This window comes from Streptomyces sp. NPDC024555 (assembly GCF_055559335.1).
Map to the genome: position 1 here is coordinate 66,935 of NZ_JBVHKV010000016.1, position 21,436 is coordinate 88,370.

20 protein-coding genes and 1 riboswitch are annotated in these 21,436 nt (G+C 71.4%); of the genes, 3 read left to right on the forward strand and 17 right to left on the reverse strand.

Annotated elements, in window-relative coordinates; genetic code table 11:
- Window positions 1-220: 220 nt before the first annotated feature.
- Window positions 221-1,588, reverse strand: a complete 1,368-nt coding sequence (locus ACZ4FH_RS26440) for a class I SAM-dependent RNA methyltransferase (RefSeq protein WP_467307883.1) — start codon at window positions 1,586-1,588, stop codon at window positions 221-223.
- A 106-nt stretch (window positions 1,589-1,694) separates the two neighbouring features.
- Window positions 1,695-3,743 carry an APC family permease gene (locus ACZ4FH_RS26445; protein ID WP_467307884.1) on the reverse strand — a complete coding sequence of 683 codons (2,049 nt, stop codon included), beginning with the start codon at window positions 3,741-3,743 and terminating at the stop codon, window positions 1,695-1,697.
- 353 nt (window positions 3,744-4,096) lie between these two features.
- Here ACZ4FH_RS26445 and ACZ4FH_RS26450 point away from each other — a divergent pair, with 353 nt between their 5' ends.
- Window positions 4,097-4,765 (forward strand): potassium channel family protein, encoded by a 669-nt coding sequence (locus ACZ4FH_RS26450; RefSeq protein ID WP_026242838.1) that lies wholly within the window; start codon window positions 4,097-4,099, stop codon window positions 4,763-4,765.
- Window positions 4,765-5,445 (forward strand): potassium channel family protein, encoded by a 681-nt coding sequence (locus ACZ4FH_RS26455; RefSeq protein ID WP_467307886.1) that lies wholly within the window; start codon window positions 4,765-4,767, stop codon window positions 5,443-5,445. The genes ACZ4FH_RS26450 and ACZ4FH_RS26455 overlap by 1 nt, the downstream gene beginning before the upstream one ends.
- A 104-nt stretch (window positions 5,446-5,549) precedes the next feature.
- Here the strand turns inward: ACZ4FH_RS26455 and ACZ4FH_RS26460 are convergent, their stop codons facing one another.
- The 13 genes from ACZ4FH_RS26460 to ACZ4FH_RS26520 all read right to left on the reverse strand — a co-directional run bounded on the left by ACZ4FH_RS26460 (window position 5,550) and on the right by ACZ4FH_RS26520 (window position 19,268).
- Window positions 5,550-6,305: a DUF3159 domain-containing protein gene (locus ACZ4FH_RS26460; RefSeq protein ID WP_383646287.1), complete on the reverse strand. Its 756-nt coding sequence runs from the start codon at window positions 6,303-6,305 to the stop codon at window positions 5,550-5,552.
- Window positions 6,306-6,308: 3 nt separating this feature from the next.
- A complete protein-coding gene (locus ACZ4FH_RS26465; protein ID WP_467307887.1) occupies window positions 6,309-6,725 on the reverse strand; it encodes an OB-fold nucleic acid binding domain-containing protein in 417 nt (138 codons plus the stop codon).
- Window positions 6,726-6,834: 109 nt separating this feature from the next.
- On the reverse strand, window positions 6,835-7,527 hold the full coding sequence (locus ACZ4FH_RS26470) for a response regulator (protein ID WP_383646294.1): 693 nt from the start codon (window positions 7,525-7,527) through the stop codon (window positions 6,835-6,837).
- A 52-nt stretch (window positions 7,528-7,579) separates the two neighbouring features.
- Window positions 7,580-10,123 carry an ATP-binding protein gene (locus ACZ4FH_RS26475; protein ID WP_467307888.1) on the reverse strand — a complete coding sequence of 848 codons (2,544 nt, stop codon included), beginning with the start codon at window positions 10,121-10,123 and terminating at the stop codon, window positions 7,580-7,582.
- A 163-nt stretch (window positions 10,124-10,286) separates the two neighbouring features.
- Window positions 10,287-11,438 (reverse strand): phosphoribosylaminoimidazolecarboxamide formyltransferase, encoded by a 1,152-nt coding sequence (locus ACZ4FH_RS26480; protein ID WP_467307890.1) that lies wholly within the window; start codon window positions 11,436-11,438, stop codon window positions 10,287-10,289.
- Window positions 11,439-11,470: 32 nt separating this feature from the next.
- Window positions 11,471-11,555, reverse strand: a riboswitch (ZMP/ZTP riboswitch).
- A 74-nt stretch (window positions 11,556-11,629) separates the two neighbouring features.
- Window positions 11,630-12,364, reverse strand: coding sequence for an ABC transporter ATP-binding protein (locus tag ACZ4FH_RS26485; RefSeq protein ID WP_383646304.1), 735 nt, complete (start codon window positions 12,362-12,364; stop codon window positions 11,630-11,632).
- Window positions 12,365-12,476: 112 nt separating this feature from the next.
- Window positions 12,477-13,154 (reverse strand): potassium-transporting ATPase subunit C, encoded by a 678-nt coding sequence (locus tag ACZ4FH_RS26490; RefSeq protein WP_467307893.1) that lies wholly within the window; start codon window positions 13,152-13,154, stop codon window positions 12,477-12,479.
- Window positions 13,155-13,160: 6 nt separating this feature from the next.
- Window positions 13,161-15,257, reverse strand: coding sequence for a potassium-transporting ATPase subunit KdpB (gene kdpB, locus ACZ4FH_RS26495; protein ID WP_467307895.1), 2,097 nt, complete (start codon window positions 15,255-15,257; stop codon window positions 13,161-13,163).
- Window positions 15,258-15,283: 26 nt separating this feature from the next.
- Window positions 15,284-16,948, reverse strand: a complete 1,665-nt coding sequence (gene kdpA / locus ACZ4FH_RS26500) for a potassium-transporting ATPase subunit KdpA (RefSeq protein WP_467307897.1) — start codon at window positions 16,946-16,948, stop codon at window positions 15,284-15,286.
- Window positions 16,949-16,954: 6 nt separating this feature from the next.
- Window positions 16,955-17,044 (reverse strand): K(+)-transporting ATPase subunit F, encoded by a 90-nt coding sequence (gene kdpF / locus ACZ4FH_RS26505; RefSeq protein ID WP_383646317.1) that lies wholly within the window; start codon window positions 17,042-17,044, stop codon window positions 16,955-16,957.
- Window positions 17,045-17,384: 340 nt separating this feature from the next.
- A complete protein-coding gene (locus ACZ4FH_RS26510) occupies window positions 17,385-18,149 on the reverse strand; it encodes a DUF3710 domain-containing protein (RefSeq protein ID WP_383646319.1) in 765 nt (254 codons plus the stop codon).
- 1 nt (window position 18,150) lies between these two features.
- On the reverse strand, window positions 18,151-18,684 hold the full coding sequence (dut, locus tag ACZ4FH_RS26515; protein WP_467307901.1) for a dUTP diphosphatase: 534 nt from the start codon (window positions 18,682-18,684) through the stop codon (window positions 18,151-18,153).
- Window positions 18,684-19,268, reverse strand: a complete 585-nt coding sequence (locus ACZ4FH_RS26520) for a PaaI family thioesterase (protein WP_467307903.1) — start codon at window positions 19,266-19,268, stop codon at window positions 18,684-18,686. Before ACZ4FH_RS26520 ends, dut begins: the two co-directional genes overlap by 1 nt.
- Before the next feature lie 58 nt (window positions 19,269-19,326).
- Between ACZ4FH_RS26520 and ACZ4FH_RS26525 the strand changes: the two genes are divergently transcribed.
- On the forward strand, window positions 19,327-19,788 hold the full coding sequence (locus ACZ4FH_RS26525; RefSeq protein ID WP_383646328.1) for a DUF3093 domain-containing protein: 462 nt from the start codon (window positions 19,327-19,329) through the stop codon (window positions 19,786-19,788).
- A gap of 8 nt (window positions 19,789-19,796) precedes the next feature.
- On the opposite strand, the gene ACZ4FH_RS26530 is transcribed toward ACZ4FH_RS26525, so the two are convergent.
- Window positions 19,797-20,783 (reverse strand): hypothetical protein, encoded by a 987-nt coding sequence (locus tag ACZ4FH_RS26530; protein WP_467307905.1) that lies wholly within the window; start codon window positions 20,781-20,783, stop codon window positions 19,797-19,799.
- 12 nt (window positions 20,784-20,795) lie between these two features.
- Complete coding sequence (locus ACZ4FH_RS26535; protein ID WP_003965732.1) at window positions 20,796-21,092, reverse strand: DUF4193 domain-containing protein; 297 nt, start codon at window positions 21,090-21,092, stop codon at window positions 20,796-20,798.
- Window positions 21,093-21,436 lie beyond the last annotated feature (344 nt).

Consider the following 21,436-nt stretch of genomic DNA (forward strand, 5'->3'; position numbering starts at 1 on the left):
TGATACCGGACTGGTATCTGGGTACGAGGTGCGTGCGACGAGGCAGCGGCACGCGCCGCCACTGGCGAGGTGCAGCCGGCCCCGGACAAGAGTCCTTGCCCCGGTCTGTGACCTGGGGCCGGAGAAGAGACGTCCGAGGTCGAGGCCTCCGATATTCGAGCGTCATGAATTCCGCATCACGCATCGCCGCGAGACCCACACCGGCCCTTGAACCCGCAGCTCAGAGACCCTTCGCGGCCGGTTCAAGAATCGCGACGCACTCCACATGGTGCGTCATCGGAAACAGATCGAACGCCCTCAACGTCCGCACCCGATACCCGCCCTCAGCGAAGTAGGCGATGTCCCGCGCCAGCGCCGCCGGGTCGCACGCCACGTACGCGATGCGGCGCGCTCCGAGCCCCGCGAGCTGCTTCACCGTTGCCTTGCCCGCGCCGGCGCGCGGGGGGTCGAGGACGATGAGGTCGCATTCGGTGATGCCGGTGCGGGGCAGGACCTGTTCGACCTTGCCGTGTTCGATGCGGACGCGGTCGAGGTCCTTGAGGTTGTGGCGGGCGTCCTCGGCGGCGCGCTTGCCGGACTCGATGCCGAGGACCGCGCCCTTCTCGCCGATGCGCTGGCCGATGGCGCCGGCGAAGAGGCCGACGCCGCAGTAGAGGTCGAGGGCGGTGTCGTTCTTGCGGGGCAGGAGGCCCTGCATGACGGCGCGGACGAGGGTGTCGGCGGCCTGGGGGTGGACCTGCCAGAAGCCGCCGGAGCCGACGCGGTAGGTGCGGTCGTCGGCGCGTTCGCGGACGAAGGCGCGGCCGTGGACGCGGTGGACGCCGCCGTCGCGTTCGTCGACGCGGAGGACGGAGACGGGCTTGTCGAGTTCGACGAGGGGGAGGCGGCCGCCGGGGCGGGGGGTGAGGATGACCTGGCGGTCGTGGGAGCCGGTGGCGGCGATGGCCTCGACCGAGGCCATGCGGGGCCAGTCCTGGTGCTCGACGCCGAGTTCGGTGACGCCGGGGGCGGCGATCATGCAGTGGTCGATGATCTCGACGTCGTGGGAGCGGTGCTTGCGCAGGCCGACACGGCCGTCCTCGTCGATGGCGTACTGGACGCGGGTGCGCCAGGCGGGCACCTCGCCGGCCGGGAGCTTGTCGCCCTCGGCGGGCATGACGGTGCCGTCCCAGCCCGCCTCCTCGGGGGTGAGGCCCGCGAGGCGCTTGAGCTGTTCGGCGATGACCTCGCCCTTGAGGCGGCGCTGCGCGCCCGGCTTGGCGTGCTGCCAGTCGCAGCCGCCGCACTTGCCGGGGCCGGAGAACGGGCAGGGCGCCGGGACGCGGTCCTTGGACGCCTCGATGATCCGTACCGCGTCGGCGCGCAGGAAGCGGGAGTCCGTGGCGCCGTCGGTGACCTTCGCGACGATCTTCTCGCCGGGCAGGGTGTGGCGGACGAACAGGACCCGGCCCTCGTCCGTACGGGCGATGCAGTGGCCGCCGTGGGCGACCGGGCCGACCTCGACCTCGTACTCCCGGCCGACCAGCGACTCCGGCCGCGACTCCGGCTGCGTCTCCCCGGTCTGCGGCGACGTGGGTTCGTTCTGCATGAGGGGAGGGCTCCAGAGCTCAAGGGGGGACAGCGGGCGGCCGGACAACAACCTACGAGTCTACGTGGGTGTCGTCCGGCCGCCGACCACCGGCGAACGCGTGGCCTCAGCCCTTCGGTGCCGGTTCCTTCGGCTTGCGTTCCACCGGGCCCCGGCGGACGGAGCCGGGGGCGGTCCAGTCGGCGCGCCTGCGGGCCCGCCTCTTGGCGGCCTCGGAGGACTCCAGCTGGTACGGGACGGAGGTGACCATCACGCCGGGGGTGAAGAGGAGCCGGCCCTTGAGGCGCAGGGCGCTCTGGTTGTGGAGCAGGTGCTCGTACCAGTGGCCGACCACGTACTCCGGGATGTAGACGCTCACGACGTCGCGCGGGCTCTCGCGGCGCAGGCTCTTGACGTACTCGATGACCGGGCGGGTCACCTCGCGGTACGGGGAGTCGAGGATCTTGAGGGGGACGTTGATGCCGCGTCGCTCCCAGTCCTCCCTGAGGGCCTTGGTCTCGGCCGGGTCGACGCTGATGGAGAGCGCCTCCAGATGGTCCGAGCGGATGAGCTTGGCGTAGGCGAGGGCGCGCAGGGTGGGGCGGTGGAGCTTGGAGACGAGGACGATGGAGTGGACCCGGGAGGGGCGCATCGTCTCGTCCGCGGGGGTCTCGTCGGCGGCGATCTCCTCGGCCACGCGGTCGTAGTGGCGGCGGATGGCGGTCATCGTGCCGAAGAAGATCACCATGCCGAGCAGGGCGACCCAGGCGCCGTGGGTGAACTTGGTCGCGAGGACGACGACGAGCACCAGGCCGGTGAAGAAGGCGCCGAAGGTGTTGATGGCCCGCGAGCGGATCATGTGGCGGCGCTTGGCGGGGTCCTTCTCGGTGCGCAGATGGCGGTTCCAGTGCCGGACCATGCCGGTCTGGCTGAGGGTGAAGGAGACGAAGACGCCGACGATGTAGAGCTGGATGAGCCGGGTCGAGTCGGCTCCGTAGATCCACACCAGGAGGATCGCCGCGCCGGCCAGGAGCACGATGCCGTTGGAGAAGGCGAGCCGGTCGCCGCGGGTGTGCAGCTGCCGCGGGAGATAGCGGTCCTGGGCCAGGATCGAGCCGAGGAGCGGGAAGCCGTTGTACGCGGTGTTCGCGGCCAGGAAGAGGACGAGCGCGGTGGCCGCGGCGAGGATCACGAAGAAGAACGTCCCGTCGCCGAAGACGGCTGCCGCGACCTGGGAGATCACCGGGTCCTGGACGAATCCGGAACCCACCGGCGTGCCGTTGCTGATCAGGTCCTTCGCCGGGTTCTCGGCCATTTTCACATCGGTGGCCATGGCCAGTCCGATGATGCCGCAGAACATGGTGACGGCCAGCAGGCCCATCATCGCGAGGGTCGTGGCGGCGTTCTTGCTCTTCGGTTTGCGGAAGGCGGGGACACCGTTGCTGATGGCCTCGACGCCGGTGAGCGCGGCACAGCCGGAGGAGAACGCGCGCAGCAGCAGGAAGACGAGGGCGAATCCCGCCAGGCCCTCGCGTTCGGGCCTGATGGTGTATCCGGAGGTCGGCGCGTGCATCGTGTCGCCGAGGACCAGTCCCCGGAAGGCGCCCCACACGATCATGATGAAGACGCCGGCCACGAAGAGGTACGTGGGGATGGCGAAGAGCTTGCCGGACTCCTTGACGCCGCGCAGGTTCATCAGGGTGAGCAGCACGATCGCGGCGATGGCGCACAGCGTCTTGTGCTCGACGACGAAGGGGATCGCGGAGCCGAGGTTCTCCACCCCGGAGGAGATCGACACGGCGACCGTCAGGACGTAGTCGACCAGCAGCGCGCTGGCCACGGTCAGTCCGGCCTTGGGACCGAGGTTGGTGGTGGCGACCTCGTAGTCGCCGCCACCGCTCGGGTACGCGTGCACGTTCTGCCGGTACGAGGCGACGACGGTGAACATGAGCACCACGACGGCGACCGCGATCCACGGGCTGAAGTGGTACGCCGACACACCCGCGATGGACAGCACCAGCAGGACTTCGCCGGGTGCGTACGCCACCGAGGACAGCGGGTCGGATGCGAAGACGGGGAGGGCGATGCGTTTGGGGAGGAGCGTCTCCCCCAGCTTGTCGCTGCGCAGGGCCCGGCCGATCAGGATCCGTTTGGGCAGGTCGGTCAGTTTGGACACGCTGAGGATCGTAAGGGTTTCGTATGGGACTCTCCGACGCACCACCCCCGTGGCCCCGCAATCTCCTGCGGTCGGACGGAAAGGCCGCGGAATCCTTAACGCAATCCTTGCGCCGTCGTCGCGCGAATGCGCGCAAATGCCCTGCGGGCCGTGTCGGACCGCGTCGCCTTTGCCACAGGGACGGCGCGATGGCCAGACTCGAATGAGGCAACGCACCCCGCGCCGCATAAGCTCATCCTGGGCAACGGCACGAAACCGTTGCCCCATTGTTTGCCCGGCCAGCCGAGGAAAGAGTGTGAGCAGGGTGTTTTCGCAGGTCAGCCGGACGACCAGGACTGCGAGGTAGGCGCAAGGTGCACATCGTCATCATGGGCTGCGGGCGCGTGGGAGCCGCTCTCGCGCAGACCCTGGAGCAGCAGGGGCACACGGTCGCCGTGATCGACCAGGACCCCACGGCGTTCCGGCGCCTGGGCTCGGGTTTCGGCGGCCGGCGGGTCACGGGCGTGGGCTTCGACCAGGACACGCTGCGCGAGGCGGGGATCGAGGAGGCCGGCGCGTTCGCGGCCGTGAGCAGCGGCGACAACTCGAACATCATCGCCGCCCGGGTGGCGCGCGAGATGTTCGGGATCGAGAACGTCGCGGCCCGGATCTACGATCCCCGGCGCGCCGAGGTCTACCAGCGCCTCGGTATCCCCACGGTCGCCACCGTGCGGTGGACGGCGGACCAGATGCTGCGCCGGCTGCTGCCCTCGGGCGCGGAGCCGCTGTGGCGCGATCCGAGCGGTGGGGTGCAGCTCGCGGAGGTGCACACGACGCCGTCGTGGATCGGCCACAAGATCAGCACGCTCCAGGAGGAGACGGGTGTGCGCGTGGCCTTCCTCACCCGTCTGGGCGAGGCGATTCTGCCGTCCTCGCAGACGGTGCTGCAGGAGGGCGACCTCGTCCACGTGATGATGCGGACGGACGAGATCGCGAAGGTCGAGGCGGCCTTCGCCGAGGGCCCCGAGGAGGGCGGTCACTGATGCGTGTCGCGATTGCCGGGGCCGGCGCGGTGGGTCGTTCCATCGCGGGCGAGCTGCTGGAGAACGGTCACGAGGTGCTGCTCGTGGACAAGGCGCCGACCGCCATCTCGGTGGAGCGGGTGCCGATGGCCGAGTGGCTGCTGGCGGACGCCTGTGAGATCACCTCGCTGGACGAGGCCGCGCTGCAGCGCTGCAACGTGGTGATCGCGGCGACCGGCGACGACAAGGTGAACCTGGTCGTCTCGCTGCTCGCCAAGACGGAGTACGGCGTTCCGCGGGTGGTCGCCCGGGTGAACAACCCGAAGAACGAGTGGCTGTTCAACGAGGCCTGGGGCGTGGACGTGGCGGTGTCCACGCCGCGTCTGATGTCGGCCCTGGTCGAGGAGGCGGTGAGCGTCGGCGATCTGGTCCGGCTGCTGCGCTTCAGCCACGGCGACGCGAACCTGGTCGAGCTGACCCTGCCGCCGGAGTCGGCGCTGGCGGGGACGCAGGTCGGGGAGGTCGCCTGGCCCGAGGACACCTCGCTGGTCACGATCATCCGCGGGCAGCGGGTGCTGACGCCCAGCACGGAGGAGACGCTGGAGGCCGGTGACGAGCTGCTGTTCGTGGCCGCCCAGGCGCGCGAGGAGCAGCTGGAGGACCTGCTGTCGGTCCGCCGGGGCGACCACGCCGAGGACTGACCGGCGCGGGAACGTGCGCGAGGGGCCCGGTACCGCCAGTGGCGGTGCCGGGCCCCTCGTCCGTGTGCCGTGCGCTCCGGTGGGTCGGAGCGTCCTGGCGTGTGTCAGAGCTCCTGGCCGCGGGCCGCCTCCGCGGCGGCCGCCTTGCGGGCCTTCTCGGCCTGCTCCTCGGCCTCCATCTCGGCGAAGACGTCGATGGGCGGCGGGGCCTTCGCCAGGAAGACCCAGGTGAGGTAGACGGCGAGCAGGAACGGCGGGATCTTCAGGGCGACCAGGACCCAGCCGAACTGGGTGGTGTCGGCCCACCAGTACAGCGGGAAGAGGATCGCGCACTTGGCGAGGAGGATCAGCCCCCACGCGTAGCTGGCCTTGGTGTACGCCGTCTTGCGGCCGGGGTTACGGGTGCGCCAGGAGAGGTTCTCCTTGAACACCGGGCCCAGGATGAGGCCGATCAGCGGGACGCCCGCGAGGGCGGTGACCAGGTAGGCGAGGGCCAGACCCAGGGTGTAGAGCATGCCCGGGAGGTAGAAGTCCTTGGCGTTGCCGGTCATCTTGGCGAAGACCACGCCGAAGGCGACGCCGAAGACACCGCTGAAGGCGTGCTTGACGGTGTCCTTGCGGATCAGCCGGACGGCCACGAGCACCAGCGACACGGCGACGGCCGCGATGGCCGAGTTCGTGAGGTTCTTGTCGATGGTGAAGATCGTGACGAAGAGGAGTCCGGGCAGGACCGTCTCCACCATGCCGCGCACGCCGCCGAAGGCCTCGAAGAGCGCGGCCTCGGTGACGGCCTTCGCATCGGCCTCCTGCTGGTCGGTGGTGCGGTCCGTGTCGGACGTCGGCTTGTCGAGAGACGTCACCGGCTACTCCTTGCCGAGCGGTCGGAGTTCGTATTTGGGGTTGAACAGCACCCGGCGCCCGTGGCTCATGGCGATGCGGCCGGAGGCGATGAGCTTGCGGCCCGGCTCTATGCCCATGATGGAGCGGCGGCCGAGCCAGACCACGTCGAGCGGCGCGGTGCCGTCGAAGAGCTCCGCCTCCAGGGCGGGGACTCCGGCGCGCGGTCGCAGGGTGACCGTCCGCAAGGTACCAGTGACCTTCACGATCTGGCGGTCGGTGCACTCGGAGATGCGGGTGCATCCCGACGCCTGCGCGTCCTCCTCCAGCTCCTCGCACTCCAGGTCCTCCTGGGAGCTGGAGAGGCGGTCGAGCATCCGCCGGAAGCGCCCGGACGGCCGCTGGGCCTTCGGGGACTTCTCGAATCGAGGAACAGCACTCATACCCGAAGGGTACCGGTCCCCCGGGGTCCCGGCGGGTGGCCACCGTCTCACTCGAACGGGTTATCCCCGTGGCCCCGCTCACGGCCCGTCCGGGGGGTGCGGCAGGGGCTCACGCCTTCTCGAAGCGGTAGCCCATGCCCGGTTCGGTGACGAAGTGGCGGGGGTGCGAGGGGTCGGCCTCCAGCTTGCGCCTCAGCTGGGCCATGTAGACCCGCAGGTAGTTGGTCTCGGTGCCGTACGAGGGCCCCCAGACCTCCTGGAGCAGCTGCTTCTGGCTGACCAGGCGGCCGCTGTTGCGGACCAGGACCTCCAGCAGATGCCATTCGGTCGGGGTGAGCCGTACGTCGCGGCCCGCGCGGTGGACCTTCTTGGCGGCGAGGTCGACGGTGAAGTCCTCGGTCTCCACGAGCACCACCTCGTCGCCGCCGTCCTGGCCGACGGGCTCGGCGCGCCGCACCGAGGCGCGCAGCCGGGCCAGCAGCTCGTCCATGCCGAACGGCTTGGTGACGTAGTCGTCGGCGCCCGCGTCCAGGGCCTCGACCTTCTCGTCGGAGGTGTGCCGGGCCGAGAGGACCAGGATCGGCACCCGGGTCCAGCCGCGCAGTCCCCGGATCACCTCGACGCCGTCCATGTCGGGCAGGCCCAGGTCCAGCACGACGACGTCGGGGTGGCGGGCGGCGGCCAGCTGGAGCGCGGTGGCCCCGTCCGGCGCCGCGTCCACCTCGTACTTGCGCGCCTTGAGGTTGATCACGAGGGCGCGCACGATCTGCGGCTCGTCGTCGACCACGAGCACCCGGGTCATCGGGGTCCTGCCTTTCTGCCGTGTGTACGCGGGGCGCGGGGCGTTCCGCGGTTCATGAGGTGACCCGCGCGGGCAGGTCGGGTCCGACCGGGGCGTGCCCGGGGGCCGCCTTGAGGGTCAGGACCATGGTGAGGCCGCCGCCGGGCGTGTCCTCCGCGTCGAGTGTGCCGCCCATGGACTCGGTGAAGCCGCGTGCGACGGCGAGGCCGAGGCCCACGCCGGCGCCGCGCGGGGCGTCCCCGTAGCGCTGGAAGGGTTCGAAGATGCGTTCCTTGGCCTCGTCGGGGACGCCGCGGCCGCGGTCGGCGACGCGGAGTTCGACGCGGTCGGCGAGTGCGCTGGCGGCCACGGTGACGCGGTCGCCCTCGGGGCTGTACTTGACGGCGTTCTCGACGACGTTGGCCACGGCCCGCTCCAGCAGTCCGGGGTCGACGGCCACCATCGGCAGCGTTTCGGGGATGTCCAGGTCGACGCTGTCCTCGGGGACGCCGCCCAGGGCCATGGGCACCACCTCGTCGAGGTCGATCTCGCGGATCAGCGGGGTGACGGTGCCGGTCTGCAGGCGGGACATGTCGAGGAGGTTGCCGACGAGGTGGTCGAGGCGGTCGGCACCGGCCTCGATGCCTTCGAGGAGTTCCGCCTCGTCGTCGTCGGACCAGGCGACGTCGTCGGAGCGCAGGGAGCTGACGGCGGCCTTGATGGCGGCGAGCGGGGTGCGCAGATCGTGGCTGACGGCGGCCAGCAGGGCGGTCCTGATCCGGTTGCCCTCGGCGAGCCGGCGGGCCTCCTCCGCCTCGTCGACGAGCCGCTGGCGGTCCAGGACGACGGCGGCCTGGGCGGCGAAGGCGCCCAGCACCCGGCGGTCCTCGGCGGGCAGCACCCGGCCGGAGAGCGCGAGGGCCATGTGGTCGCCGACGGGCATGTCCGCGTCGGCTTCCTCGGGCCGGGTCACGGGCGCCGGGCCGACGCTCCCCGCGCAGGTCCACGGTTCGACGTCGCTGGTGCGCTCCAGCAGCGCGACGGACTCCATGCCGAAGGTCTCGCGGACCCGGTCCAGCAGCGCGGCCAGGGTGGTCTCGCCGCGCAGCACGCTGCCGGCCAGGAAGGAGAGGATCTCGGACTCGGCGCGCAGCCGGGCGGCCTGATGGGTACGGCGGGCCGCCAGGTCCACCACGGAGGCCACCGCGACCGCCACCGCGAAGAAGATCACGATGGCGACGAAGTTCTCGGGGTCCTGCACGGTCAGGGTGTGGGTGGGCGGGGTGAACCAGTAGTTCAGCAGCAGCGAGCCCACGGCGGCCGAGGCGAGGGCGGGCCGCAGTCCGCCGAGGAGGGCCGCGGCCACGGTCATGAAGAGGAAGAGCAGGACGTCGTTGGCGAGCCCCGGGCCGTTCTCCAGGCCCTTGAGGAGCAGCGCGAGCAGGGCCGGTCCCCCGACGCCCACGAACCAGCCCCAGATGATGCGGGCCCGGCCGAGCCGGGCGCCGCGGGCCATGGGCAGGCCCCGGCCCTTGGCGACCTCGTCGTGCGTGACGATGTGGACGTCCAGGTCGGTGCCGGACTCACGGGCGACGGTGGCGCCGACGCCGGGTCCGTAGATGTACTGCCAGGTCTTGCGGCGGCTGGAGCCGAGGACGATCTGGGTGGCGTTGACGCCCCGGGCGAATTCGAGGAGCGCGGAGGGTATGTCGTCGCCGATGACGTGGTGGAAGGTGCCGCCCAGGTCCTCGACGAGGGTGCGCTGGACGGTCAGCTCCTTGGGCGAGGCGGAGGTCAGTCCGTCGCTGCGGGCGACGTAGACGGCGAGGATCTCGCTGCCCGAGCCCTTGGCGGCCATCCGGGCGGCGCGGCGGATGAGGGTGCGGCCCTCGGGGCCTCCGGTGAGCCCGACGACTATGCGCTCGCGGGCCTGCCAGGTGGTGCGGATGTTGTGCTCGCCCCGGTACTGCTGGAGGTATTCGTCGACCCGGTCGGCGACCCAGAGGAGGGCCAGCTCGCGCAGGGCGGTGAGGTTGCCGGGGCGGAAGTAGTTGGAGAGCGAGGCGTCGATCCGGTCGGGCTTGTAGATGTTGCCGTGGGCCATCCGGCGGCGCAGGGCCTGGGGCGACATGTCGACCAGTTCGAGCTGGTCGGCGCGGCGGACCACTTCGTCGGGGACGGTCTCGCGCTGGCGTACGCCGGTTATGGACTCGACGACGTCGCCGAGGGACTCCAGGTGCTGGATGTTGACGGTGGAGACCACGTCGATACCGGCCTGGAGGAGTTCCTCGACGTCCTGCCAGCGCTTGGCGTTGCGGGAGCCGGGGACGTTGGTGTGGGCGAGTTCGTCGACGAGGGCGACGGCGGGGGCGCGTTCCAGTACGGCGTCGACGTCCATCTCCGTGAAGACGGCGGAGCGGTACTCGATCTCGCGGCGCCGGACCTCCTCCAGGCCGTGCAGCATCACCTCGGTGCGCGGCCGGTCGTGGTGCTCGACGAAGCCGATGACGCAGTCGGTGCCCCGCTCGACCCGGCGGTGCGCCTCGGAGAGCATCGCGTACGTCTTGCCGACGCCCGGTGCCGCACCGAGGTAGATCCGAAGTTTGCCGCGCCCCATGGCCCCATTGTCTTCCCGGTCCCGGTCACCACCAGCGGGACCGGTGGCCGCCGCGCGGCGGCCACTGTCGAAAATACCCCGTGGATATCCGGCATATCGGGCGCGGGGTGGGGCGGTGACCCGTCTTGACACAACTCTGATGCCACCGCCGCCACCGCCGTCGTCAGTGGTGGAAGAGGCGCAGACCGGTGCGGGCGAGGGCGATCCCGTGGGCGCGGCAGGCCTCCGCGACCTCGTCGGACCGGATCGATCCGCCCGGTTCCGCGATGCAGGTCACACCGTGGCGCCGGGCGTGGTCGACGTTGTCACGAAAGGGCAGCGAGCCGTCCGAGACGAAGGCGACCCCGGTGAGCCGGGCGAGCCAGGCGGCGCGCTCCTGCGGGCCGATCTCCGGCGGCTCGCCGCCGAGCGCGTCGCGGCAGCGATCCCGCTCGTCGGCGGTGAGGTCGCCCTCGACGAGCCTGATCTGCCAGTTGATCCGGTCCTGCCGGCGGATTCCCCCGCGGAAGGCGAGATCCCGGACGAGGGGGTGCCGGCGCAGCCACCAGGTGTCCGTCTTGGCCCCGGCCAGCCGGGTGCAGTCCACCCGGGACTGCTGTCCCGCGCCGATGCCCAGGGCCATGCCGTCCTTGAGGTAGCAGACCGCGTTGGACTGGGTGCGGCGCAGCACCACGAGTCCGAGGAGCAGGTCCCGCCGGGACGCGTCGGTCATCTCCCCGGTGACCACCTCGGCGAGGAGGCCGGCGGAGACGGGGACGGGGTCGCGTTCCTGGGAGAGCCGCAGGCCGTAGACCTCGCGGGACTCGGCGGCGGGCGGGGTGAAGTCCGCATCGGCCTCCAGTACCAGGAAGGACCCGTTCCGCTTCCTGCCGAGGGCGGCGGCCACGCCCGGCGCGTAACCGGGGGCGACGATGCCGTCGCAGACCACGCGGGCCAGCAGCTCGGCCAGTTCGGCGTCGACCTCGTGCGAGACGGCCGCGAAGTCCCCGTACGAGGACTTGGGGTCGCCGTCCCGGGCCCGCAGATAGGCGCTGGTGAGCGGTCCCACGGTGGCCGGGTCGACGCCGTGCTGCCGGGCGACGGCCTCGTCGACAGGACCGGCCAGCGCGGCCCCGGCGGGCGAGACGTGCTTGAAGGAGGCCGCGGCCGGGACACCGAACACCTCGGCGGCCTCGCGCACGAGCTGCCAGGCGTTGAGCGCGTCCAGCCAGTTGATGTAGGACGGGGTGCCGCACAGCACCCGGAGCGGGGCCCGCCCCGGGTGCACGGGGGCCGCCTCGGCGGCGGTCTGCTGGGGGTTCATTCCGTAACGCATGCGCACTGTCGCACTCCTGGTCGGACGGGCCGACGGAGCGCCCAGGCGGTCGGCAGCTCCTCCGTGGAGGGGTCGCTTCCCGGTGGTGATCCACCCTCGCCAGTCGCGACGGTGACGATGGTAGACGGCGACCGGGGCCTCCCGCCGGAGAACGCCCGGACGCGGCGGCGGGAAGCCCCGTGACCTGCGGCTCAGTGCTCGATGATGTGCCCGTCGCTCAGCTCCAGCACCCGGTCCGCGAGGCCGAGCAGCTGGGCGTCGTGGGTGGCGACGAGGGCGGTGACGCCCTCGCTGCGCACCACGGCGCGCAGCAGCTCCATGACGGCCAGGCCGGTCTCCTGGTCGAGCTGGCCGGTCGGCTCGTCGGCGATCAGGAGGGCGGGCCGGTTGGCGAGCGCGCGGGCGATGGCGACGCGCTGCTGCTGGCCGCCGGACAGCTCGCCGGGGCGCTGGGCGGCGTGGTCGGCGAGGCCGACCAGGGAGAGCATGAGCGAGACGCGCTCCTCGCGCTCGCGCGGGTCGGCCTTGCGCAGCCGCAGCGGTACGCCGACGTTCTCGGCGGCGGTCAGGATCGGGATCAGGCCGAAGGACTGGAAGATGAAGCCGATCCGGTCGCGGCGCAGCTCCAGCAGGCCGTTCTCGCCGAGCGTGGAGAGATCGGTGCCGTCGACGGTGATCCGGCCGCCGTCGGGGGTGTCCAGACCGCCGACCAGGTTGAGCAGCGTCGTCTTGCCGGAGCCCGAGCGCCCCTTGAGGGCGACCAGCTCGCCGCGCGGGATGTCGAAGGAGACGCCGCGCAGCGCGTGCACGGCGCCCGCGCCGGAGCCGTACGACCGGTGCAGGTCCTCGATCCGGACCATGGGGCCCTCGGCGACGGCGGTGCCGCCTCCCGCTCCGTTGTCCGGCGCGGCGCTTGTCTCGGTCATGTCGCTCCCCGTGGGTCCTCGGTCCGTCGGCCGCCAGTATGGGCACGCGGTGCGGGGACGGGCAATGCCCGGGGCGGGTCCGTGGGGTCCCGCCCCGGGGCATCCGGGCCGGTCAGGGCGTCCGCGCGCCGTCCACGAGCTGCCGCAGCGCGATGTTGAGCCGCAGCACGTTGACGCGGGGCTCGCCGACGAAGCCGAGGATCCGGCCGTCGGTGTGCTGCTCGACGAGCTGGTGCACGCGCGCCGGGTCGAGGTGGTTGCGGAGGGCGACGCGCTGGACCTGGAGGCGGGCGTAGGCCGGGGAGATGTCGGGGTCGAGGCCGGAACCGGAGGAGGTGACGGCGTCGGCCGGGACGTCGGAGGGGTCGACCGGGTGGCCGGGGACGGAGTTGTCCTCGACGACGGCGGCCTTGGCGGCGGTGACCCAGTCGATCAGCTCCTTGTTGTCGCCGGAGCGGTTGGTGGCGCCGGAGAGGATCAGGGAGTACCGGGTGTTGACGCTGTTGGTGCCCAGCCCGTTGGAGGGCCGGGGCTGGAACCAGCGCAGATCGGGGGCTGGGGTGTCCTCGCCCTTCTTCGGCGGCAGGTCGTAGCGCTGCCCGATGAGGTCCGAACCGACGGTCCGGCCGTCGGCGGTGATCTCGGAGCCGTTCGCCCGGCCCGGCATGAGGCCCTGGGCGACGCCCGTGACGACGAGCGGGTAGAGGACTCCGCAGACCAGGGTGAGGACGAGCAGGGCGCGCAGTGCGGCCCAGAGCTGCCGTGCGGAGTTGCCGAGTGAGGTGTTCATGGCGGTTCAGCCGATCCCGGGGACGAGGGAGAGGAGCAGGTCGATGATCTTGATGCCGATGAACGGGGCGACCAGGCCGCCGAGTCCGTAGATGCCGAGATTGCGGCGGAGCATCGCGTCGGCGCCGCTGGGCCGGTAGCGGACGCCCTTGAGGGCGAGCGGGACCAGTGCCACGATGATCAGCGCGTTGAAGATCACCGCGGAGAGGATCGCGGAGCGCGGCGAGGCCAGATCCATGATGTTGAGGGTCTCCAGACCCGGGTAGACCGCGGCGAACATCGCGGGGATGATCGCGAAGTACTTCGCCACGTCGTTGGCGATGGAGAACGTGGTCAGCGCGCCCCGGGTGATCAGGAGCTGCTTGCCGATCTCCACGATCTCGATGAGCTTGGTGGGGTCGGAGTCCAGGTCCACCATGTTCCCGGCCTCCTTGGCGGCCGAGGTTCCGGTGTTCATGGCCACGCCGACGTCGGCCTGGGCGAGCGCCGGGGCGTCGTTGGTGCCGTCCCCGGTCATCGCGACGAGTCCGCCGCCGGACTGCTCCCGTTTGATGAGGGCCATCTTGTCCTCGGGGGTGGCCTCGGCGAGGAAGTCGTCGACGCCGGCCTCCTCCGCGATGGCCTTCGCCGTCAGCGGGTTGTCACCGGTGATCATGACCGTGCGGATGCCCATGCGGCGCAGTTCGGCGAAGCGTTCCCGCATGCCGTCCTTGACGACGTCCTTGAGGTGGACGACGCCCAGGACCCGGGCCCCGCGCCCGTCCTCGCCGGCCACCAGCAGCGGGGTGCCGCCGGCGCGGGCGATACGGTCGGCGAGCTCCTCGGCGTCCGGGGAGACGGTGCCGCCCCGCTCCCGCACCCAGGCCACAACCGATCCGGCCGCTCCCTTGCGGATACGGCGTCCGTCGAGGTCCACGCCCGACATCCGGGTCTGGGCGGTGAACTCCACCCACTGGGCGCCGGACAGTTCGCCCCGGGTGCGCTCGCGCAGCCCGTACCGCTCCTTGGCGAGCACGACCACGGACCGTCCCTCGGGCGTCTCGTCGGCGAGCGAGGAGAGCTGCGCGGCGTCCGCGAGTTCGTCCTCCGTGACCCCGGCCACCGGCAGGAACTCGGCGGCCTGCCGGTTCCCCAGGGTGATGGTGCCGGTCTTGTCGAGCAGCAGCGTCGACACGTCGCCCGCGGCCTCGACGGCGCGCCCGGACATGGCGAGCACATTGCGCTGCACCAGACGGTCCATGCCGGCGATGCCGATCGCCGAGAGCAGCGCCCCGATGGTGGTCGGGATCAGGCAGACCAGCAGCGCGGCCAGCACGATCATGGACTGCTCGCTGCCGGCGTAGACCGCGAAGGGCTGGAGGGTGACGACGGCCAGCAGGAAGACGACGGTGAGGGAGGCCAGCAGGATGTTCAGGGCGATCTCGTTGGGCGTCTTCTGCCGGGCGGCGCCCTCGACCAGGGCGATCATGCGGTCGATGAACGTCTCGCCCGGTTTGGTGGTGATCCGGACGACGATCCGGTCGGAGAGCACCTTCGTCCCGCCGGTGACGGCGCTGCGGTCGCCGCCCGACTCGCGGATGACCGGGGCCGACTCGCCGGTGATGGCAGACTCGTCGACGCTGGCCACCCCTTCGACGACGTCCCCGTCGCCGGGGATGACGTCACCGGTCTCGCAGACGACCAGGTCGCCGACGCGCAGATCGGTCCCGGCGACCGCCTCCTCGCCGCCGGCGGTGACCCGGCGGGCGACCGTGTCGGTCCTGGCCCGGCGCAGGGTGTCCGCCTGGGCCTTGCCGCGGCCCTCGGCGACCGCCTCGGCCAGATTGGCGAAGACCGTGGTCAGCCAGAGCCAGGCGGTGATCGCCCAGCCGAACCAGTCGGTCGGGTCCAGTACGGCCAGCACGGTGGTGAGCACCGAGCCGACCAGCACCACGAACATCACCGGTGACGTCACCATCACCCGGGGGTCCAGCTTGCGTATCGCGTCGGGCAGGGCCGCGACCAGCATCCGGGGGTCGAACGCCCCGGCGCCGACGCGCCCTTCGGGACCGGGCCCGGCCGCCGTGTCGCGGTGCGGTGCGCGGACCGGAGTGGTTGCGGACATGGTGTGTTCCTGCTTCGTACGGAGGGTCATGACGCCAGCCCCTCGGCCAGCGGCCCCAGGGCGAGGGCGGGGAAGTAGGTCAGCCCGGCGACGATCACGACGGTGGCGCCGAGCACCCCGCTGAACAGCGGGCGGTGGGTGCCGAGCGTGCCGGCGGTCGCCGGTACGGGCCGCTGCTCGGCCAGCGAACCGGCCAGGGCCAGGACGAACACCATGGGCAGGAAGCGGCCCAGGAGCATCGCGAGGCCGATCGTGGTGTTGAACCACTGGGTGTCGGCGTTGAGGCCGGCGAAGGCGGAGCCGTTGTTGTTGGCGCCGGAGGTGTAGGCGTACAGGATCTCGGAGAAGCCGTGCGCGCCGGTGTTGGTCATGGAGTGCGGCGGGGTGGGCAGGGCCATCGCTGCGGCGGCGAAGCCGAGGACCAGGGCCGGGGTGACGAGGAGGTAGCAGGCGGCGAGCTTGATCTGCCGGGTGCCGATCTTCTTGCCCAGGTACTCGGGGGTGCGGCCGACCATCAGTCCGGCGATGAACACGGCGATGACCGCCATGATCAGCATCCCGTAGAGACCGGAGCCGGTGCCTCCGGGGGCGATCTCGCCGAGCTGCATCCCGAGCATGGTGATGCCGCCGCCGAGTCCGGTGAACGAGGAGTGGAAGGAGTTCACCGCACCCGTCGAGGTCAGCGTCGTGGCCACGGCGAAGAGGGACGACCCCCCGACGCCGAACCGGTTCTCCTTGCCCTCCATGGCCCCGCCGGCGATCTCGAAGGCGGGCCCGTGGTGGGAGAACTCGGTCCACATCATCAGCGCGGTGAAGCCGAGCCAGATGACGCCCATCGTGGCGAGGATCGCGTAACCCTGCTTGAGGGAGCCGACCATGCGGCCGAAGGTCCGGGTCAGGGCGAAGGGGATGACGAGGATCAGGAAGATCTCGAAGAGGTTGGAGAGCCCGTTGGGGTTCTCGAAGGGGTGGGCCGAGTTGGCGTTGAAGTAGCCGCCGCCGTTGGTGCCCAGCTCCTTGATGACCTCCTGGGAGGCGACCGCGCCGCCGTTCCACTGCTGCGAGCCGCCCGTGAACTGCCCGACCTCGTGGATCCCGGAGAAGTTCTGGATCGCCCCGCAGGCGACCAGCACGAGCGCGCCGAGCACGGCGATCGGCAGCAGCACGCGGACCGTGCCGCGCACCAGATCGGCCCAGAAGTTGCCCAGTTCGCCGCCGCGCGTGGCGGCGAAGCCCCGCACGAGCGCCACGGCCACGGCGATGCCGACGGCGGCCGAGACGAAGTTCTGCACCGCGAGGCCGCCGGTCTGCACGACGTGGCCCATGGCCTGTTCGCCGTAGTAGGACTGCCAGTTGGTGTTCGCGACGAAGGAGGCGGCCGTGTTGAACGCCTGGTCCGGATCGATCGAGGAGAAGCCGAGCGAACCGGGCAGCGCGCCCTGGAGCCGCTGCATCAGGTACAGGAACAGGACGCTCACGGCGGAGAAGGCGAGAACGCCGCGGAGGTAGGCGGGCCAGCGCATCCGGGTGTCCGGATCGGCGCCTATGGCCCGGTAGATCCAGCGCTCCACCCGCAGATGGCGGGTGGAGGTGTAGACGCGGGCCATGTGGTCACCCAGCGGGCGGTACGCCAGGGCCAGGGCCACGAGCAGCGCGAGCAGTTGGAGCACGGCTGCGAGGACGGGGCTCATATCGGACTAGAACCTCTCCGGATACAGAAGGGCGAGGACGAGATAGCCCAGCAGGGCCACGGCGACGACGAGACCGACCACGTTCTCTGCGCTCACAGCTTCGCCACCCCCTTGGCGACGAGTGCCACCAGCGCGAAGACCGCGATCGTGGTGACGACGAAGGCCAGATCGGCCATCGGATGCTCCCGGATGAGGTGCGGAGGGTTGGGACCCTCCGAGCAAACCCCTCGCCGGCCCCGCCGTGACCTGCGTTGATGCCTTCCTTACGGAGACGGACGCACCCTTGACGGCGTCCGTACGTGCCCGATACGCGCCCCATACGCACGCCCCCGCGCGCCGCTCCCCCGTCCCTCTCCCCCGGGCATGCGAAAAGGCCGGTGGCCCGCGCCCCACGAGGGGGTACGGGCCACCGGCCGGTGTGCCGGGAGGGTGCGGGTCAGCGCACCTCGGTGATCTCGGGACCGCGCTGGAGACCGGCCATGCCGCCGGAGAACCGCGATCCCTCCTGCTCCTCCTGCTGCACGCCCTCGGGGACCATCTGGGCGTCGTTGGGGAGCTTGAGGACGATCGGGTCGCGCGGGGCCATCGGGCCCTCGCCGCGGACGACCACGGTGTCCCGGAAGATCGTCTCCAGCAGGCCCGCGGCCTCCGGCTGCACGGCGCCCTGGCCGGAGATCACTCCGCGCAGGAACCAGCGGGGACCGTCGACGCCCACGAAGCGCACCAGCTGCACGCCGTTCGTCCCGTCGGGGAGCTGTACGGGGACCTGCGCGCGCAGCTCCCAGCCCAGCGGGCCCTCGACCTCGTCGATGATGCCGCCCTGCTGGGTGATGCCGGCGGCGATCTCCTCGCGGACCTCGCCCCAGATGCCCTCCTTCTTGGGGGCGGCGAAGGCCTGCAGCTGGATCGCGCTGTCGCGCATCACGACGGTGGCCGCGACGATCGCGTCGCCGGCGACCTCCACACGCAGCTCCATGCCCTCGACCCCGGGGACGAAGATCCCGCCCAGGTCGACCCGTCCCTCGCCGGGCTTGGACACCTCGCCGATGTCCCACGGGCCGTCCGGGCGCGGCGCCGGCGGAAGGTTCGTCCGGCGCGAGGCGCCCTCGGTGTCACCCTGCTCGTCGACGACCTGCTCGGCCTCGCGCGTCTCGTCCGCCGTGTCCTCGGCGGAACCACTGTTCTTGCGACGTCCGAACACGTCACTGTCCTTCCCGGTCGGATTCGACCGAAGCGTAGCCGTTCCCGCCCTGGGGAACCCCGCCCCGGACGCCATCAACACCAACGGCGGCATGACCGCCGGTGGACCCGAAGCCCCCTTCGGCCCGCGCCGAACCGGGGAGCTCCGACACTTCGTGGAAGCGCACCTTCTCGACCTGCTGCACGACCAGTTGGGCAATCCGGTCGAACCGCTCGAACCGCACGGTCTCGCGAGGATCGAGATTGATGACGATCACCTTGATCTCCCCACGGTACCCGGCATCCACCGTCCCCGGGGCATTCACCAGGGCGACTCCGCAGCGTGCGGCGAGGCCGGACCGGGGGTGCACGAACGCGGCGTACCCGTCCGGAAGGGCGATCGAAACCCCGGTGGGGAGTACGGTCCGCTCGCCGGGTGCCAGCTCGGCGGCCTCGGTCGTCACGAGGTCGGCCCCGGCGTCCCCGGGGTGTCCGTACGACGGAAGGGGAACCTCCGGGTCGACCCGGCGGATCAGCACGTCGACGGGGTGGCGCATCAGGGGTTCACCTCGAAGGCGCGGGCGCGCTTGACCTGGTCGGGGTCGGCCATCGCCGCCTGGATCTCGGCCGGCCGGCCGTTCTCGATGAAGTGGTCGACCTTGACCTCGATGAACAGGGCCTCGGCGCGGACCGCCACGGGCCCGTCGGGGCCGCCGATCCGGCCGGTCGCCCGGGAGTAGATCTTGCGGCCGTGCACGGCGGTGATCTCCGCGTCGAGGAAGAGCACGGTGTCGACGGGCACGGGGCGGACGAAGTCGGTCTCCAGCCGGCCGGTCACCGCGATCACCCGCAGCAGCCAGTTCAGCGAGCCGAGCGTCTCGTCCAGCGCGGTGGCCAGCACCCCGCCGTGGGCGAGGCCGGGAGCGCCCTGGTGGGCGGCCTGGACGGTGAACTCCGCGGTGACGCAGACGCCCTCTCCGGCCCGTGCCTGGAGGTGCAGCCCGTGCGGCTGTCCGTCGCCGCAGCCGAAACAGTGTTCGTAGTGCGCGCCGAGCAGTTCGCCGGGGGCCGGGGCTTCGGGGTGCCGGACCGGTTTCACCGCGTCGGCGGGGGGCGTCAGAGCCGCAGATGTTCCACTCACAGGCGCAGACCTTACCCGCGCGGCTCCCCGCAGGTCGCGCCGTGCCAAGCTTGGATCCATGCAGCCCTCCACCCCGCCGTTCGACGAACGGCTCACCGCACCCCGTTCGTGGTGGTTCATCGCCGTTCTGGTCGGTATCGCGTGCGCGCTGATGCTGCTGCCGCTGGGCACCCTTCCGCTGCTGGCCGGTCTCGCGGGCGGCACGGCGCTGTCGGCGGTCGCGGTGAGCGCGTACGGCTCCGCCCGGATCCGGGTGGTGGCCGGTGCCCTGGTCGCGGGGGACGCGCGGATCCCCCTCTCGGCGCTCGGCGAGGCCGAGGTGCTGGACGGCGAGGAGGCGCGCGCCTGGCGTTCGTACAAGGCGGACACCCGGGCCTTCATGCTGCTGCGCAGCTACATCCCGACGGCGGTGCGGGTGACGGTCACGGATCCGGCGGACCCCACGCCGTACGTCTATCTGTCCACGCGGCAGCCGCGGCAGCTGGCGGCGGCCCTCGGGGCGGCCGCTCCGGCGGCCTGACGCCCTTCTCAGGCCTTTCCGGTGCCGGGGCCCCCGGTATCCCCGGGAAGGCCCTCGTACGGGGTCTCGGGCCGTTCCAGCGGCGGCAGCCCGGTGAGGCGGTCCCAGGGGATCTGCCGGCGGCGCAGGTCCTTGCGGACGCGCTCGGCGAGCTTCCTGGTGTCGCGCCGGTTCATCATCGCGCCGACGGCCGCGCCGATCAGGAACGGGATGAGGTTCGGCAGGTCGCGCACGGTGCGCTTCATGATCTGGTGGCGCAGTTCGCGCTTCATGTGGCCGCCGAGCGCCGCGTCCACGGACATGGGCTGGGCGATGTCGATGCCGCGCTCCTCCGTCCAGGACGTGAGGTAGGCGGTGGAACGCCGTCCGAGGCCGCCGGGCGGGCGCTGTCCGTAGACCTCGTGCAGCTCGGCGACGAGCTTCATCTCGATCGCGGCCACACCGGTGATCTCGGCCGCCAGCTCGGTGAGCATGGCGGGAGGTACGGGCATCATGGCCACCGCGCCGATTCCGGCACCGACGGTGGCGGTGCCCCTGGTCGCGCCGGCGATGAGCCGGTCGGCGATCTCGTCGGGCCCCAGGCCCGGGAACTGCGCGCGCAGGGTGTCGAGGTCACGCACGGGAACGCGGGGAGCGATGTCGATGATCAGATCGGCGATATGGCCGACCACCGCCTTCGCACTCTCCCCGCTCCTGCGTACGCCCCGTTTCACTGATGTCAGACGGCCTGCCCCGGTCACGGGCTCCGTCCGCTCGGCCTGCTCGGCCCTGTCGGCCGCATCGGCCTCGATCGCGGCGATGGCCGCCTCGACCGCTTCGAGCGAGGCCGGCAGGCCCCGCCCGTCGTCGTCCTGCTCGTCGGGCCTGGGTGGCAGGGCGGACCGCTCGGCAGAGGCTGCTGTGCCTTCTGCCGGGCCTGTACCGCCCTGTCGCGCCTCCGGCTCTCCGGTCCTGCGCCGGCGACGCCGCTTCCGGAACGGTGAGTCCCGTGTCACGGCGACCGGACCTCAGTCGCAGTCGCGGCAGATCGGCTGGCCGTTCTTCTCGCGGGCCAGCTGACTGCGGTGGTGCACGAGGAAGCAGCTCATGCAGGTGAACTCGTCCGCCTGCTTGGGCAGGACCCGGACGGCCAGCTCCTCGTTGGACAGGTCGGCGCCGGGCAGCTCCAGGCCCTCGGCCGCGTCGAATTCGTCGACGTCGACGGCGGAGGCCGTCTTGTCGCTCCGGCGGGCCTTGAGCTCTTCGAGGCTGTCCTGGTCGACGTCGTCGTCGGTCTTGCGTGGGGTGTCGTAATCCGTTGCCATGTCGCTCTCCCCCTCTGGGTGTATGCGGTGTCTCAGCGCACGTAACGCGTGAGAGGCCGGACTTGTGCCCGACCCGAGGCGGAGATTTTGCCTCACATCAAGGTCTGTTACTCAATCGACACCCAAAAGGACCGCTCGAGAGTGATCGGTTTGGGTGGCGATGGGGACCGTACACGGTCCCGCTGGTGCCGCTCACGGGCGCCACCCCGTGTACTTCCCGTGATGCGGGCCCCCGAAAACCCCGGCTATCACCGGATTTCCACGGGATCCATCGTCACGGAGCGTGGACAGGCGGAAAATCGCTCCTGTGATCGATCACACAGGAACGGCTCGGGAGCCGGTCC